The sequence below is a fragment of the Synechococcus sp. UW140 genome (assembly GCF_900474295.1).
Taxonomy (GTDB): domain Bacteria; phylum Cyanobacteriota; class Cyanobacteriia; order PCC-6307; family Cyanobiaceae; genus Synechococcus_C.
In genome coordinates this window covers 19,614-33,825 of sequence record NZ_UCOB01000028.1, presented here as the reverse complement: position 1 = coordinate 33,825, position 14,212 = coordinate 19,614, and the positions used below count along the sequence as shown (strand labels likewise).

The window sequence follows — 14,212 nt, the reverse complement described above, 5'->3', positions numbered from 1 at the left end:
GCCATTAGGCCGATTGCTGCCTCTCCATGGTCAACTTCTCCTCTAGCCGGACCAAGGACGCCGTTCGGCAGGGGGCGCTGGGCCTTGCACTGGCCCTCCCGCTTCTCACTACTGTTCCTGCGAGAGCCCAGACCGAGACAGTCTCAGAGACCGAGGCCGTCACCGTGGATGTGCTGGAAGGCAAGACAGAGACGGGTGAGGTCGAGGAGTTGGAGGTTGACACCTCTGAGGTGGAGACGATTGACGTCGAGCAGGCACCAGCAACCAATTCAGTGCCTGTCAGTCAACCGATCGAGGACCAGCAGCCTCAACAGCCTCGGGTCTTGATCAGCGAGGTCGTGATCGAAGGGATTGCCGGTCACCCCGAACAGGAGCGACTTGAACTGGCCGCCTATGACGCCATGGCGGTGAGGCCAGGGAGTCGCGTCACCCGAGATGAACTCAAGCTGGATCTCGATGCGATCTATGCATCCGGTTGGTTCTCAGATGTGCGCATCGAGCCGGTCAATGGCCCCCTGGGCGTGCAGCTTGTAGTGCAGGTGGTGCCCAACCCCGTGCTCACCAAGGTGGAGCTTGAGCCTGCGGATTCCACGATTCCTGAAAGTGTGATCGCCGACACCTTCAGTTCCGATTACGGCCGCACGCTGAATCTCAGCGAACTGCAGTTGCGCATGAAGGAGTTGCAGGGCTGGTACAGCAAGGAGGGTTATTCCCTGGCGCGGGTTTCAGGTCCTAGCCGGGTCAGTCCCGACGGTGTGGTGCAACTCAAGGTGGTCATCGGCACCGTCGCCGGCGTTGAGGTTCAGTTCCTCAATAAGGATGGAGAAAGCACCAACGACAAGGGCGAACCGATCAAAGGCAAAACCCGTCCGTGGGTGGTGACCCGAGAAATTTCAATCCAGGCAGGAGAGCCTTTCAATCGGACCCAGCTTGAGGGAGATCTCAAGAGGCTTTATGGCACCTCTCTCTTCAGTGATGTGAAGGTGACATTGAAGCCGGTGGCCGGGGAGCCCGGCAACGTCACCATCATCCTCGGCATCGTCGAACAGTCCACTGGTTCCCTCTCCGGTGGTCTGGGCTATAGCCAGAGTCAGGGTGTTTTCGGTCAGGTGCAGCTCTCCGACAGCAACCTGTTTGGACGTGCCTGGAACCTTGCTCTGAACCTCACTTATGGCCAGTACGGCGGACTGGCTAATTTCACCTTCACAGACCCTTGGATTAAGGGTGACCAGCACCGCACGTCCTTCCGTACCTCGCTCTTCCTTAGTAGGGAAGTGCCCCAGGTGTTCCAAAGCCAGAACAATGGCAACATCCTGACGGTGAGGGATTACGACGACAACGGCGGTCGCTACGCCTATTCGATCTACAACCCTCCCAGCTCGTTTAATACCGACAATTTCAAGAGTGTCAGCCAGGCCAATAAGGAGTTTCCATACACCAGTTGGTTTGAATACGAAGGTGATTCGGTGGCCTTGCAGCGCGTTGGCGGCAACGTCATTTTCGCCAGACCTCTGAATGGTGGTGATCCTTACAAGATCGTTCCCTGGAATGTGCTTGTTGGTCTCAATGTTCAAAATGTTCGGCCGATCAACTTCGCTGGCGATACCCGTGCCTACGCCTTGCCGAATGAACAGATTGATGGTCAGCGGATTCCCAATGAAGACGTCATCTGCATCGCCTTCAATTGCGCCACCGAGAACAATCTGGCGGGACTGCGCTTTGCCGCTACATACAGCAATCTCAACGATCCACGCAATCCCACGTCAGGCAACTTCTTCAGTTTTGGAACCGAGCAGTTCGTCTCCGTCGGTGAGAACTCTCCGACCTTCAACCGTGTGAGAGCGAGTTACACCCATTTCATTCCTGTCAACTTCCTCAAGTTGGCCAAGGGGTGCCGCCCTAAGCCCGGAGAAAAGGCCAATTGCCCTCAGGCCATTGGTATTCAGCTCAAGGCCGGCTCTGTGCTCGGTCAGCTCCCTCCCTACGAAGCGTTTTGCCTGGGGGGCTCCAATTCCGTTCGTGGCTGGTACGACTGTGATCTTGCAGTCGGACGAAGCTTTGGAGAAGCCACGATCGAATATCGCTTTCCGATCATCAGCATCTTCGCGGGTGAAATCTTTGCTGATGCCGGCACCGACTTTGGCTCTCAGGCGAATGTGCCGGGTAAACCTGGTCAGCTGCTGGAGAAGCCCGGCTCTGGTTTCTCGGTGGGTACTGGTGTGATTGTCACCACTCCAGTCGGTCCCCTCCGCCTGGAGGTGGCAAGCCAAGACTTCACCGGTGACTGGCGCTTCAACCTGGGTGTGGGCTGGAAGTTCTGATGTCGTCCTGGCCGGCGGATTATGAGGGAGCTTGGACTCTTGCCGGGCCCGTGACGCGTTCCGGTGTAGGCCTTCATAGCGGTGAGTCCGTCTCCGTCACCCTTCTTCCATGCGATCGAGCCGGCTTCTGGGTGTCATGGCAGGACTGCTCTGCTGATTCAGAGCTAGTGCAGCTGCATCCCAGTCAAGTTCGTGACAGTCAGCTCTGCACCACCCTGGAGTTCGGTGCTGGGCGCCGTCTCAAGACCGTGGAACATCTGCTTGCAGCTCTAGCTGGTACAGGGATCACCCATGCTGAAATTCGAGCCAGTGGTGTCGAAGTGCCGCTTCTGGATGGGTCTGCCCAAGGATGGGTTGAGGCGATCGGCGAAGTCGGTCTCTCTCCTGCATCCTCTGCTCGTCCCCCACGCCCGCACTTGGATCAGCCCGTGGTTAGGCATCGCGGCAGCAGCGTAATTACTGCCGTGCCGGCAGAGCGTTTCAGTCTGGTCGGTGTGATTGATTTTCCCCAGCGGGCGATCGGTCGCCAGCAACTGTCTCTCACGCTCACTCCGGAGCTGTTCGTCAAGGAGATTGCTCCGGCGCGAACCTTCGGCTTTCGTGATCAGGTGGAACAGCTGCGGGACGCAGGGCTTATTCAGGGCGGTGCACTCGACAACGCTCTTGTCTGTGATGGCGATCATTGGCTCAATCCGCCCCTGAGGTTTGATGATGAACCGGTGCGCCATAAGCTCTTGGACCTGATTGGGGATCTGGCTTTGGTTGGTTTCCCTACGGCGCAGGTGCTGGTCTATCGAGGCTCCCATGGGCTTCACACCGATCTGGCCTCGGCCCTTGCCGACTCCCCTCACTCCCCCAGCTGAACCTCCCTTGACCCAGGACTCCACTGCCCCCGCGGAACCGATGCTCAACAGTGAGCAGATCATGGGGTTGCTTCCGCACCGTTATCCCTTTGCCTTGGTGGATCGCGTGCTAGAGCACGAGCCAGGGATTCGCGCTGTGGCGATTAAGAACATCACCCTGAATGAGCCCCAGTTTCAGGGTCATTTCCCGGAGCGACCCTTGATGCCTGGGGTCCTAATCGTTGAAGCGATGGCCCAGGTGGGTGGGCTGATCGTGAAACAGATGCCTGATCTCCCCAAGGGGCTCTTCGTGTTTGCCGGCATCGATGGTGTGCGTTTTCGCCGGCCGGTGGTGCCCGGTGATCAGTTAAGGATTAGCTGCGAGTTGGTGAGCCTTAAGAGGAAGCGTTTCGGCAAGGTCAAGGCTGAAGCAACGGTGGATGGTCAGCTGGTCTGTTCCGGTGACCTGATGTTCTCGATGATGGACTGAGGGCCATGAGTGAGAACGCAGCATCAGCGACCACGAACGACCGATCTGTGCAGATCCATCCCCTTGCTTGTGTCGACCCCAAGGCTGAGCTGGCTGAGGGAGTGGTCATCAGTCCAGGTGCGGTGGTGGGTCCGCAGGTTCGTATTGGTGCCCATACCTGGATCGGCCCGAATGTCGTCCTGGACGGCAGGGTGACCATCGGCCGCCATAACCGCATTTTTCCTGGCGCTTGCCTGGGTCAGGAGCCTCAGGATCTCAAATACAAAGGGGCCCGCACGGAGGTGGCCATCGGTGACAACAACACCATCCGGGAGTGCGTCACCATCAACCGTGGTACCGATGAGGGGGAGGTGACAAGGATTGGTAATGGCAACCTTCTGATGGCCTATTGCCATCTCGGCCATCACTGCATTCTCGGCAATGGGATTGTGATGTCGAATGCAATTCAAGTGGCTGGGCATGTGGTGATTGAAGACCGGGCAGTGATCGGCGGCTGCCTCGGCATTCACCAGTTCGTGCATATCGGGCGCATGGCCATGGTGGGCGGCATGACCAGAGTGGATCGCGATGTGCCTCCGTACTGTCTGGTGGAGGGCCATCCCGGCAGGGTTCGGGGTTTGAACCGGGTCGGCCTGCGTCGGAGTGGACTTGCAGAGCAGCATGAGGGCCGTGAGCTGCGTCAGCTGCAGGAGATCTGGTCGTTGATCTATCGCTCTGACCATGTGATTTCAGAGGGATTGAGGTTGGCTCAGGCCCATGAGCTGCTGCCCGCTTCTGATCACCTCTGCACGTTCCTTGAGGGTTCGATCTCCAAAGGTCGCAGGGGCCCGATGCCACCAGCAGGCCGCTGATGGTGCGTCTGCTGATCAGCACCGGCGAGGTCTCCGGTGATTTACAGGGCGGCTTGCTCGTAGAGGCTCTGCACAGGCAGGCCGCTCTGCGAGGACTACCGCTTGAGGTCATGGCCCTCGGAGGGCCACGCATGCGGGCTGCTGGTGCGGAGCTGCTAGCGGACACTGCACCGATGGGCGCTATCGGTCTTTGGGAAGCGTTGCCTTTGGTGATCCCGACGCTGAAGCTGCAGGCAAGGGTGAACCGTGAGCTGCTTGAACGCCCACCGGATGCGGTTGTGCTGATTGATTACATGGGGGCCAATGTGCGCCTGGGTCAGCGTCTGCGCAGGAAGCTGCCCCAGGTGCCGATCACTTATTACATCGCCCCCCAGGAATGGGCCTGGCGCATGAACGACGACGGCACCAGCAGCCTGCTTCAGTTCACTGATCGTATTTTGGCGATCTTCCCTGAGGAGGCTTCCTTCTATGCCTCCCATGGCGCTGATGTCACGTGGGTTGGCCACCCTCTGCTGGATCTGACAGCCTCCCGCCCTGATCGCACTGAGGCTTGTCGTCACTTGGGGTTGGAACCTGATGGGCGTCTGCTGTTGCTGCTGCCCGCCTCGCGGCCGCAGGAGCTTCGCTACCTGATGCCGGTACTGGCTGAAGTGGCTGCGCGCTTGCAGGCCAGGGATCCATCCCTTTCGGTGATGGTGCCGGCAGGTCTTCAGCGCTTTGAACAACCCCTTGCTGATGCCCTGCAGGCCGCTGGAGTGCGCGGGCGTGTGATTCCCGCGGCCGAGGCGGATGGTCTTAAACCCTCTTTGTTTGCTGCTGCGGACCTGGCTCTTGGTAAGTCCGGTACGGTCAATATTGAGCTGGCTTTGCACGGCGTTCCCCAAGTGGTGGGCTACAAGGTCAGTCGCCTAACGGCCTGGGTGGCTCGCCATCTGCTGAGTTTTCAGGTGGATCACATCTCCCCCGTGAATCTGCTGCTCGATGAACGGTTGGTCCCGGAGCTTCTTCAGGATTCGTTCACTGTGGAAGAGTTCATGGCTAAGGCCGTGCCCTTGCTGGAAGATCTCCAGTGCCGTGAATGCATGCTCGAGGGCTATCGGCGGCTTAGGCAGACGCTTGGCACCCCTGGAGTGACCGATCGGGCTGCATCGGCCATCCTCGATTCGATTCAGCAATGAGCAGAGTGTTTGTTGTGTTCCTGTCGCGAGTGTTGATGGGCGCTCTGCTGTTTGTGGGCCTGTTGGCGCCGGTGCCTGCTGCCTGGGCCGGATCCACCCAGGAGGCTGTGCTTTCAGGCGGGTGCTTTTGGTGTTTGGAGCATGACTTGGAGACGCTCCCCGGTGTGATCTCCGCTGAAAGCGGTTACAGCGGCGGTCATGTCAACAACCCCACTTATCAACAGGTGAGTGGTGAGACCACAGGTCACCAGGAGGCAGTGCGTGTGCGCTTCGATTCCGGACAGATCACGTATGCCACCCTATTGCGCCAGTACTGGCGCAATATCGACCCGCTCGATGGTGAGGGGCAGTTTTGCGATCGAGGTGATTCCTATCGACCGGTGATCTTCACAGCTGGGCCAGAGCAGGAGGAGGAGGCCATGGTCAGCGCTTTGGCTGCCGCAAAGGAACTGGGCGTTTCGATCGAAAAGGTCAAGGTCCAGATCCGCCCTGCTGTGCGTTTCTGGTCCGCCGAGCCTTATCACCAGAACTACGCTGATCGCAATTCGATTCAGTACAACTACTACCGCTGGGCCTGCGGCCGCGATCGCCGATTGGATGCGGTTTGGAACGACAATGCACGTCAGGGGAGTCCCTGGAAGTCGTCAATGTCCGATTGAGGCAGGATTTTTCGTTGGAGAATATGAGGAAAATCTGAAGGGCTCGATGGGCTCCGTCTCAGCGACTTCTCAGTGAAGATGCGGGTTTCCCCCCTTTTTTGCCCCCAGAGGTGTTTATTACCATCATGATGTGAATTGAGGGAGAGATGTATGTATCTGCTGACCATTCGAGATGGTCTGGTGACGCGACACGTTGGGCCATACCCTTCGCCAAGGCAAGCTTCCGATGATCTCGATCGGGTGCTCGCTTCATGTACTGACCGTGCACGCTGGCAGATTCATTCGTTGGAATGCCCTGGTGATCTCCGTTTTGCTCAGGGCCTCGAAGCTGATAAGTGTTCAGTGACGGCAGTCGCGTCTTGATCTCAGGGCGTGTCTTGATCCCGTCTTCGGCTTGGATAGCCACGTAGAAGCCCACTCTCGATCATCAGACCTACCCCGGCGTTGATCAAGATCAGGCTGAGCGTGCCGTACCACCACCAAGGGCCGCCATCGCCACCTCCAAGCTGCAGAGTCCGGCGGCTCACAGCCTCTCCAAACAGGCACAGCCCAGCAGGAAGAAGAAGAATGCCTAGTTGGGCTCTCACGTACCAGCGGAAGGGGCTGGATGGCATGGGGGCTTGCTTCGTTGTGGCTGAAATTTAGTTGGCGGTGGTTGTGGCGTTGCTCACAATCCAATTCACCAGCGTCCGCACCCCGTAACCAGTTGCACCGGCTGGGTCAAAGCCACGGCCCTTGTCGCTCCAGACTGTGCCCGCGATGTCGAGATGGGCCCAGGGGAGACCTGCATCGACGAACTCCTTCAAGAACAGCGCAGCGGTGATCGAGCCTCCGGGGCGTGGGCCTGTGTTCTTGAGATCCGCCAGCAGTGATTTGAGCCCTTCGCGATAACTGCTCTGTAGGGGCATCCGCCAGAGGCCTTCTCCAGCCTGTTCGGCAGCGTTGCAGAGGTCTGTTGCTAGCTGGTCGTCAGGGCTCCATAAACCCGCGATTTCCTCGCCGAGCGCGATCACACAGGCACCGGTGAGAGTGGCGAGATCGACGATTGCGTCTGGTTTGAGTTTGCTGGCGTAGACGAGGGCATCAGCCAGGGTTAGGCGCCCTTCCGCGTCGGTGTTGTTGATCTCGATTGTGGTGCCGTTGGAGGCGGTGACAATGTCTCCGGGGTGAACGGCGGATCCATTCACCATGTTTTCGCAGGAGGCCACAATCATGTGCACCTCCACGCCCTTGGGCTTCAGCTCGGCAATGCTGCGCATGGCCCCCAACACGGCGGCGCTGCCTCCCATGTCGTACTTCATCATGTGGATCTGGGCAGCACCCACCTTGAGGTTGTAGCCGCCTGAATCGAAGGTGAGCCCCTTGCCCACCAGGACCAACCGCCGCTGGATTGGCCCCTCTCCGCGGTAGGTGAGATGGATGAATTTGGGGGCGAGGTCTGAACCCTGACTGACGGCCAGATACGCACCCATGTTGAGGGCTTCGCAGTCACTGCGCTCCAGCACCTGGAGTTCAAGACCATGCTCCCGGGCCATGGATGATGCAGTGGCCGCCATCACTTCTGGGGTCAGCTTGTTGGGTGGGGCGGCCACGAGCTCCCTGGCGAGTTCCACCCCAGCGCAGACGGGTGCCACGGTGGCTAAAGCCGAGTTGGTCTCGTCCGGCAGCGCACCAAGCAGCTCCACACGTTCTGGCAGCTCCTGGGATTCCTGTTCACTGCGGAAGCGCTGATCTTTGAACAAGGCAAGGCGTACGGCCTCTGCGACGGCGGTGGCACCCGCGACTCCAAGCTCACCCCAGGGCAGCAGCATGCCAAGGCTGTCCCCATTGCCAAGGCTTGCCTTCGTGGCACTGGCGGCGGCAAGGCGAAGGACAGGCAGGCTCACGCAATCACTGGCTCCTACTCCCACGATCACGAGGCTTGAAAGGCCTGAGGTGAGCAGCTGAAGGCTGGCGACCTCACCGGTCTTGCCCCTGAATTTGCGTTGCTCCAGCCAGGGGGTGATCTTCCGTTCAAAGCGGCTTTCTAGCTGGGCCACGACACCCTGGGGATCGCCTTCCAAAACGCCCACGGCCAATACGCTCCCTGTCCACGTCTGCAACGTTGCTGGCGAATGGGAAAACTGCATCACATCGGATTGTCTTGGCCCTGATGCTACGGAGCGAACAACGCATCAGTCGGCATTCAAGTCAGTCGGCATTGAAGGGTGTAGCCCAACGTTCGCGGGTCTCCTTGTTGAAGGGTGGCAGCCAGGTCTGGATCAGTTGCTGTTCCAGTCTTCGCCTGGCCCTGGTGGCCTTGGGGACATCCCCCCAGAAGCGAATACTGGGGCTGGAACTGAGGCCGGCGCTGCTGAGAGCTTCGCCATAGGCGGATAGGTAGGCCTTGCAGTCGTGTTCGCCTTTCCATCGACGGTCAGCGGCGCCGGTTTCTCCCACATACAGCCGGATCGGCGCCGACAGGTGATCGGGTCGGTCCATCACTAGATAGATCGCTGCCCCCTGATGGGGGCTGTTGGGCCAGCGCCAGAAGCTCAGTGGCAGGGGCCGCAGAACCAGGGGGTTCAAGCGCGTGAGCGGGTCGTCAGAGGCGCTGTGTTCGCGGCTGGTCTTATGTGAAAGCCCCACAAGCCTCGCTTGCTCGGCTCTGGCTTGACCGGGTTCAAACAGGGGGGCCTGATGTCGATGGATGCGGGTCTGCCAGTCGCGCAAAACCACGGCACTGATCATCAGCTGATCTGGGAGCTGCGCCTTGCGGCCGGGTCCATCATTCGTTGGATCAGCGGCGTCGCTTCCGCTGAAGAGATCACCTTGGCGTGCGGACATGCTTAGTGCCGTGGCGGCAAGCTTGGCCCCGGGCGGCGGTCGCCAAACCGCACTTTGCCCAGCAGTTGTTCAACGGTTTCTGGGGGAAGGCAGAGCCGCTCTTGTAGATCGGCCAGGTTGTGAAAAGGCCGGCGAATGCGTTCCTTCAGGAACAGGGTGAGGCGTTGTTCGGGCCAATGGAGGCTTTGTTCGAGTTCCTGGGCGGAGGCGCCATTCAGATCGAGGTTGGTGGCCTCTGGGAGGGGTGGTGCATCGCCATACCAGTGAAAAATCAGATGGGGTCGCCAATCTTCAGCCTTCTGGGCGGGCAGGTCGAGCAATTGAAAGAGATCGTCGGCTTGGCTGAACTGAACGCCGCCCCGCTGGAGCCGTAGTAAGAGATCGATCATCTCCTCACTGCATCCAGGTAGCTGGCGCCAATGCTCCGCGGTGGCCCGATTCACGTCAATCACCCAGCTCGGCACCGATGGCTTCACCGGTGCCGGGCTGGGATTCGCCCCCTGATTCGGAGGGTCGGGTGGTAACTCTCCGACTGCCTGGAGGACCTTGCGGGCCAGTGGATCCAACCAGTGACCGCGGGCCATCACGCTCATGTGGGTGGGCTGACATTAACGACTGCAGCCGGGAGGCGTCACTGTTTGAGCTCTTGGACCAGCTGCTCGCAGCCGCCGCGCTGCTCGATATAGGCCAGCATCAAGGTGTTGAAGTCTTGGTTGCGCTGCACCGTATTGCTGCGGGAGGCTGTGATCCCTTGCCGGGCGAGAAAGGCTTTGGCGATCGCCATGGCTTGCTCGGCGGGGAGGGTCTCGGTTTCGATTAGGCAGATGGCATTGGCTTGGGCCACGGTGACCAGCACCGTGGTGGGATCGGGGTCGCTCTTGGCTGTGCTGGGGCCGCTGCTGATCACGATCAGGGAAGCGAGCATCACTGGGAGCCTGCTCTGCATCACCCTTGCGAAAGCCACCATTGTTTGCCGAACCCCGCGCGTAGGCGCCACTCTCTCAGCTGGTCCAGGTAGGAGGACGGCTGGGTAGATCAACCAGGCCTGTCTGGAATGCCATTACGACGGCCTGGGTGCGATCCTTCACATCCAACTTGCGCAGCACGCTGCTCACATGGCTTTTCACGGTGTCGATTGAGACCGTGAGCGCGTCAGCAATGTCTTGATTGGTCATTCCCTTGCAGAGGCCGTGGAGCACGTCTTCCTCACGCAGGCTGAGGGCCGCTAGCCCGGTTGCGGGTGCCTGGTCAGTGGCGGAGCCAGGGGGGCCTCCGCTGGCGCTCCGCCGTAGTCGGCCATGACTAAGAACGCCTGCTGCTACACGATCGATGAATTGGCTGTCGCTCTCCATGGCGTTGAGTGCCGCGAGCACTGAACCGTTGCCGGTGAGTTCGGCGGCGCAGATGCCGTCGCAGCCGCTGTCGATGGCATCAAGGATCGTGCGGACGAGAGGTCGTTGCACCAGCAGCAAGGTTTTAATCGCGGGGCGCTCATGACGCGCTTGGCGCAGAAGGCTGACACCTGAACCCTGTTCCAGGCCGTCGGTGCAGATGAGAAGGTCTGGATGGTGCTGGCGGACGTGAAGCAGCAGTTCAGTTTCTGTGGTGGCTGCTCCCACCAAGGGAGAGACTCCCTCCATCCATCCCACTAGAGACACCAGCAAGACGCGATCTCGGCTGCCGATCAGGGTGCGGCTTCTGCGCAGCAGGCCATGGCCTTGATGACGACGTTCCTGCAGCAGTGGTATTTGGCTGGTGAAGTCCACGGCACGGCAAGCAAGTGAACGGCCCCCTGCATCTTGGCTGCGATGGGAGGGCGTGGATCCGCACTGTTAAGGATCGGTCGAATTGGTCAGACTTTGACCAAGCCGCATGAACACAGATGGCTTTCTTTGAGTCTGAAATCGTCCAGGAGGAAGCCAAGCGCTTGTTCAGCGACTATCAGCAGCTGATGCAGCTCGGGTCCGACTACGGCAAGTTCGATCGGGAGGGCAAAAAGAAGTTCATCCACACCATGGAGGAGCTCATGAGCCGTTACCGCGTGTTCATGAAGCGCTTTGAACTGTCGGAGGATTTCCAAGCCAAACTGACCGTTGAGCAATTGCGTACTCAGTTGGGCCAGTTCGGGATCACGCCCGAACAGATGTTTGAACAGATGAATCAGACATTGGAGCGCATGAAGAGCCAGCTGGATCAAACGCCTTCCTGAACCAACGCTGACGGCGGCCCCCGTACGATCCGCACTGCACGTCGCTGATCCGGCCCCTATGTCGTCTTCGCCGCACTCCCTGCCGAGCTGGCTGGTCCGCGGCATGGCGGATTTGTTCCCTGCAGGCGACCCTGCTGATGCCGATCAGGCTTTAGCCGCCAGGTTGGCGGATGCTGAGCAGCACAATCGGCCGTTGCGCATCAAGTTGGGCATCGATCCCACAGGTAGCGACATTCATCTCGGCCACAGCATCCTGTTCCGCAAGTTGAGGGCTTTCCAGGATGCCGGTCATACGGCAGTTCTGATCATTGGCGATTTCACGGCGCGCATCGGAGATCCCACCGGCAAAAGCACCACTCGAGTTCAGCTCACCAAGGAGCAGGTGGAAGCGAACGCCACCACGTATCTCAAGCAGCTTGGTCAGGGGCAGCCCAAGGACAGTGCACTCTTGGATTTTGAAACCCCTGGACGGTTGGAAGTCCGTCGAAACAGTGAATGGCTGGAGGAGCTGGACCTCCCTCAGGTGATTGCTCTTCTGGGCACGGCAACGGTGGGACAGATGTTGGCGAAAGACGACTTCTCGAAGCGCTATGGCAGCGGGTCGCCGATTGCGCTGCATGAGTTCCTCTATCCGTTGTTGCAGGGCTACGACTCCGTGGCGGTTGATGCCGATGTGGAGCTGGGAGGCACCGATCAGAAATTCAATGTGGCGATGGGGCGTGATCTGCAGCGGCATTTCGATCAGCGCACTCAGTTCGGAATGTTGCTTCCGATTCTCGTCGGCCTTGATGGAGTGCAGAAGATGAGCAAGAGCCTTGCTAACACCGTCGGTCTTGAAGAAGACCCGCTCTCGATGTATTCCAAGCTTGAAAAGGTTGGCGATGCCGCCATCCATGACTACGTGACCTTGTTGACGGACCTGGATCTGGAGACGTTGCCGGAGAATCCGCGCGAGAAGCAAAAGGTGATGGCTCTGGCCGTGACTGCCAGTCGCTATGGCCAAGCGGTCGCCCTGAAGGCTCAGGCGGATGCAGCCACTCTGGTGGGTGGTGGCGGCGATGCCGGTGCTGATGTCCCTGAGGCGTCGCTGGCGGAGGTGAGTTTCCCCGCCAAAGCGTTTTATTTGCTCAGTGCTGTGGGAATTTGTGCCAGTAGCAGCGAGGCCCGACGCCAGATCAAAGGCGGTGCCGCGCGCCTGGAGGGTGAGAAGCTCACTGATCCCAATCAAGAGTTCGCCTCTGCCGCTGAGCTGGAAGGAAAGGTGTTGCAGCTCGGCAAGAAAACGTTCCGGCGTTTGGTGGGTTAACGAGGCTTGGGTTGGAAACACAATGCTTTTGTGATTCGAGAATGCCTAGTGCTCCAAGTTCACGGCCGAAGCCACTCTCTTTGCCGCTACCAAAGGGAATACGCGGATCCCTTCTCAAGAAAGTCTTGATTGCAATTGATTCGGCGTCAATTTGCTGCTCTGCAAGGTTGCGAGCATTGCGAATGTTCGCTGTGGAGATGGCTGCGCCGAGGCCAAAGCGACTCTTGCTTGCCAGGGTGGCTGCCTGTTCTTCACTCTGAGCTCGTCTCCGGCTCACAACCGAGCCGAACACTTCATCCTCGAATGATGGGGTGCTTGATTGAACATGTTCCAGCGCGGTTACCGGATACCACGATCCTTTCCCCTTGGGTATTACGGCCCCTTGGCTGAGCAGATATCCCTTGTCAATGCTGACGTTGCCTGGTCAGTGATGGGATCGCGAGTCGATTGATGTTCAAGTTGTTCACCTGTTGCTGTGAGGGTTGTTGCAGACCCCTTGAGCGGTCGATGCTCTGTCGCAGTCTCTGGGGGGCATTTGCGATGAACGAAGGCACGACGCCAGAGGCCTCACGGGAACCCTGCAGGATGGGGTGAGATCGCTGCGCTGCCTTGGCCCCGTTGCTCTCCGCTGATCCTGCAGATCGGATCATCGTGGCTCTTGATGGCATGAGCCTCGAACGGGCCATGGCATTGAGTCGGCAGGTGAAAGGGCTGCGCTGGGTGAAGGTGGGTCTGGAGCTGTTTGTACAGGCGGGTCCGGAGGTGGTGACGCAGTTGTGCGACCAGGGGCTGCGGGTGTTCTTGGATCTGAAGTTCCACGACATCCCGGCAACGATGGCCGGTGCCTGTCGCCGCGCCTCCGCGCTTGGAGCGGAGTTGATCACTGTGCATGCCTGCGCTGGCAGTGTGGCCTTGCAAGCCGCGCAGGATGCGGTGTCAGAGGGTGCCGAAAGTGCCGGTCGGCGCAAGCCAACGCTGCTTGCAGTGACGGTGCTCACCAGTTGGGAGGAGTGGCGAATGCAGCGCGAACTCGCTCTGACCCAGTGCATGGATGAGCGGGTGTCGTCGTTGGCTCAGCTGGCAGAGGCAGCCGGCATCGGCGGTTGTGTGTGCTCCCCTTTGGAGGTGGCCAGCTTGCGTGCCGAGCACGTTGAGCCATTTGCGTTGGTCACGCCTGGGATCCGTCCAGCGGGCAGCGTCTCCGCTGATCAGGCCAGGGTGATGGGGCCTGCCGAGGCAATGGCCGCGGGATCCTCCCAGCTGGTGATTGGCCGGCCGATCACCAAGGCGGCCGATCCCAACGCAGCATTCGCGCATTGTTGCCAGGAACTGGCGGCCTGAGTCTTCCATCGGCAGCCGAGCCGTCAGCCCAGTGGTGTTCGATGCCGATCCCCTACCTGGCCAAACTCTCTGGAGCTGGCGAGATCTCAGGATCAATCACTGGGTTGTCACGCTCATTGGTGAGGACAGCAACCCCAAGATCGTGGTTCACAACCGCGTGGAACGGCGTTATCGCTGCTGCGGTTTGCG

17 protein-coding genes are annotated in these 14,212 nt (G+C 59.5%); 10 read left to right on the top strand and 7 right to left on the bottom strand.

The genetic code is table 11. From position 1 onward, the window contains the following. Nucleotides 1-26 precede the first annotated feature (26 nt). From DXY10_RS11525 to DXY10_RS14915, 7 genes are all read left to right on the top strand, one after another. Nucleotides 27-2,321 (top strand): BamA/TamA family outer membrane protein, encoded by a 2,295-nt coding sequence (locus tag DXY10_RS11525; protein WP_115019462.1) that lies wholly within the window; start codon nt 27-29, stop codon nt 2,319-2,321. After that, nucleotides 2,321-3,184, top strand: a complete 864-nt coding sequence (gene lpxC, locus DXY10_RS11520; RefSeq protein ID WP_115019461.1) for a UDP-3-O-acyl-N-acetylglucosamine deacetylase — start codon at nt 2,321-2,323, stop codon at nt 3,182-3,184. Before DXY10_RS11525 ends, lpxC begins: the two co-directional genes overlap by 1 nt. Nucleotides 3,185-3,224: 40 nt before the next feature. Continuing rightward, nucleotides 3,225-3,653 carry a 3-hydroxyacyl-ACP dehydratase FabZ gene (gene fabZ / locus DXY10_RS11515; RefSeq protein ID WP_115019645.1) on the top strand — a complete coding sequence of 143 codons (429 nt, stop codon included), beginning with the start codon at nt 3,225-3,227 and terminating at the stop codon, nt 3,651-3,653. 5 nt (nt 3,654-3,658) lie between these two features. Beyond that, on the top strand, nt 3,659-4,504 hold the full coding sequence (gene lpxA, locus DXY10_RS11510) for an acyl-ACP--UDP-N-acetylglucosamine O-acyltransferase (protein WP_115019460.1): 846 nt from the start codon (nt 3,659-3,661) through the stop codon (nt 4,502-4,504). Beyond that, nucleotides 4,504-5,682 (top strand): lipid-A-disaccharide synthase, encoded by a 1,179-nt coding sequence (gene lpxB / locus DXY10_RS11505; protein WP_115019459.1) that lies wholly within the window; start codon nt 4,504-4,506, stop codon nt 5,680-5,682. Before lpxA ends, lpxB begins: the two co-directional genes overlap by 1 nt. Next, nucleotides 5,679-6,341 carry a peptide-methionine (S)-S-oxide reductase MsrA gene (msrA, locus tag DXY10_RS11500; RefSeq protein WP_115019458.1) on the top strand — a complete coding sequence of 221 codons (663 nt, stop codon included), beginning with the start codon at nt 5,679-5,681 and terminating at the stop codon, nt 6,339-6,341. The genes lpxB and msrA overlap by 4 nt, the downstream gene beginning before the upstream one ends. Nucleotides 6,342-6,491: 150 nt before the next feature. Then, entirely contained in the window at nt 6,492-6,704 is a 213-nt protein-coding gene (locus DXY10_RS14915) for a hypothetical protein (protein WP_115019457.1), read from the top strand. A gap of 2 nt (nt 6,705-6,706) precedes the next feature. Here DXY10_RS14915 and DXY10_RS11490 read toward each other — a convergent pair whose 3' ends face one another. The 6 genes from DXY10_RS11490 to DXY10_RS11465 all read right to left on the bottom strand — a co-directional run bounded on the left by DXY10_RS11490 (nt 6,707) and on the right by DXY10_RS11465 (nt 10,933). After that, nucleotides 6,707-6,955: a hypothetical protein gene (locus DXY10_RS11490; RefSeq protein WP_115019456.1), complete on the bottom strand. Its 249-nt coding sequence runs from the start codon at nt 6,953-6,955 to the stop codon at nt 6,707-6,709. Between the two features lie 27 nt (nt 6,956-6,982). Next, nucleotides 6,983-8,470, bottom strand: a complete 1,488-nt coding sequence (locus tag DXY10_RS11485) for a leucyl aminopeptidase (protein WP_115019455.1) — start codon at nt 8,468-8,470, stop codon at nt 6,983-6,985. Nucleotides 8,471-8,531: 61 nt separating this feature from the next. Next, nucleotides 8,532-9,167 carry a GIY-YIG nuclease family protein gene (locus DXY10_RS11480; protein WP_371411150.1) on the bottom strand — a complete coding sequence of 212 codons (636 nt, stop codon included), beginning with the start codon at nt 9,165-9,167 and terminating at the stop codon, nt 8,532-8,534. A gap of 2 nt (nt 9,168-9,169) precedes the next feature. Beyond that, on the bottom strand, nt 9,170-9,751 hold the full coding sequence (locus DXY10_RS11475) for a hypothetical protein (protein WP_115019640.1): 582 nt from the start codon (nt 9,749-9,751) through the stop codon (nt 9,170-9,172). A gap of 47 nt (nt 9,752-9,798) precedes the next feature. Then, nucleotides 9,799-10,092, bottom strand: coding sequence for a hypothetical protein (locus tag DXY10_RS11470; RefSeq protein ID WP_136989191.1), 294 nt, complete (start codon nt 10,090-10,092; stop codon nt 9,799-9,801). Nucleotides 10,093-10,168: 76 nt separating this feature from the next. Beyond that, the gene (locus DXY10_RS11465) at nt 10,169-10,933 is read right to left on the bottom strand and encodes a response regulator transcription factor (RefSeq protein ID WP_115019453.1); all 765 of its coding nucleotides are present in this window, start codon (nt 10,931-10,933) and stop codon (nt 10,169-10,171) included. Between the two features lie 116 nt (nt 10,934-11,049). Here DXY10_RS11465 and DXY10_RS11460 point away from each other — a divergent pair, with 116 nt between their 5' ends. Next, the gene (locus tag DXY10_RS11460; protein WP_115019452.1) at nt 11,050-11,376 is read left to right on the top strand and encodes a DUF1825 family protein; all 327 of its coding nucleotides are present in this window, start codon (nt 11,050-11,052) and stop codon (nt 11,374-11,376) included. A gap of 58 nt (nt 11,377-11,434) precedes the next feature. Then, nucleotides 11,435-12,682, top strand: a complete 1,248-nt coding sequence (gene tyrS / locus DXY10_RS11455; RefSeq protein ID WP_115019451.1) for a tyrosine--tRNA ligase — start codon at nt 11,435-11,437, stop codon at nt 12,680-12,682. On the opposite strand, the gene DXY10_RS15145 is transcribed toward tyrS, so the two are convergent. After that, entirely contained in the window at nt 12,588-13,076 is a 489-nt protein-coding gene (locus DXY10_RS15145; protein WP_371411156.1) for an aldehyde dehydrogenase family protein, read from the bottom strand. The genes tyrS and DXY10_RS15145 overlap by 95 nt on opposite strands. 215 nt (nt 13,077-13,291) lie before the next feature. On the opposite strand from DXY10_RS15145, the gene pyrF reads away from it, so the two are divergent. Further along, nucleotides 13,292-14,023, top strand: coding sequence for an orotidine-5'-phosphate decarboxylase (gene pyrF / locus DXY10_RS11445; protein WP_115019449.1), 732 nt, complete (start codon nt 13,292-13,294; stop codon nt 14,021-14,023). Nucleotides 14,024-14,212 lie beyond the last annotated feature (189 nt).

Coding starts and splice junctions, on each gene's coding strand:
- DXY10_RS11525 (WP_115019462.1), top strand. CDS start 27: ATGGTCAACTTCTCCTCTAGCCGGACCAAGGACGCCGTTCGGCAGGGG.
- lpxC (WP_115019461.1), top strand. CDS start 2,321: ATGTCGTCCTGGCCGGCGGATTATGAGGGAGCTTGGACTCTTGCCGGG.
- fabZ (WP_115019645.1), top strand. CDS start 3,225: ATGCTCAACAGTGAGCAGATCATGGGGTTGCTTCCGCACCGTTATCCC.
- lpxA (WP_115019460.1), top strand. CDS start 3,659: ATGAGTGAGAACGCAGCATCAGCGACCACGAACGACCGATCTGTGCAG.
- lpxB (WP_115019459.1), top strand. CDS start 4,504: ATGGTGCGTCTGCTGATCAGCACCGGCGAGGTCTCCGGTGATTTACAG.
- msrA (WP_115019458.1), top strand. CDS start 5,679: ATGAGCAGAGTGTTTGTTGTGTTCCTGTCGCGAGTGTTGATGGGCGCT.
- DXY10_RS14915 (WP_115019457.1), top strand. CDS start 6,492: ATGTATCTGCTGACCATTCGAGATGGTCTGGTGACGCGACACGTTGGG.
- DXY10_RS11490 (WP_115019456.1), bottom strand. CDS start 6,955: ATGCCATCCAGCCCCTTCCGCTGGTACGTGAGAGCCCAACTAGGCATT.
- DXY10_RS11485 (WP_115019455.1), bottom strand. CDS start 8,470: ATGCAGTTTTCCCATTCGCCAGCAACGTTGCAGACGTGGACAGGGAGC.
- DXY10_RS11480 (WP_371411150.1), bottom strand. CDS start 9,167: ATGTCCGCACGCCAAGGTGATCTCTTCAGCGGAAGCGACGCCGCTGAT.
- DXY10_RS11475 (WP_115019640.1), bottom strand. CDS start 9,751: ATGGCCCGCGGTCACTGGTTGGATCCACTGGCCCGCAAGGTCCTCCAG.
- DXY10_RS11470 (WP_136989191.1), bottom strand. CDS start 10,092: ATGCTCGCTTCCCTGATCGTGATCAGCAGCGGCCCCAGCACAGCCAAG.
- DXY10_RS11460 (WP_115019452.1), top strand. CDS start 11,050: ATGGCTTTCTTTGAGTCTGAAATCGTCCAGGAGGAAGCCAAGCGCTTG.
- tyrS (WP_115019451.1), top strand. CDS start 11,435: ATGTCGTCTTCGCCGCACTCCCTGCCGAGCTGGCTGGTCCGCGGCATG.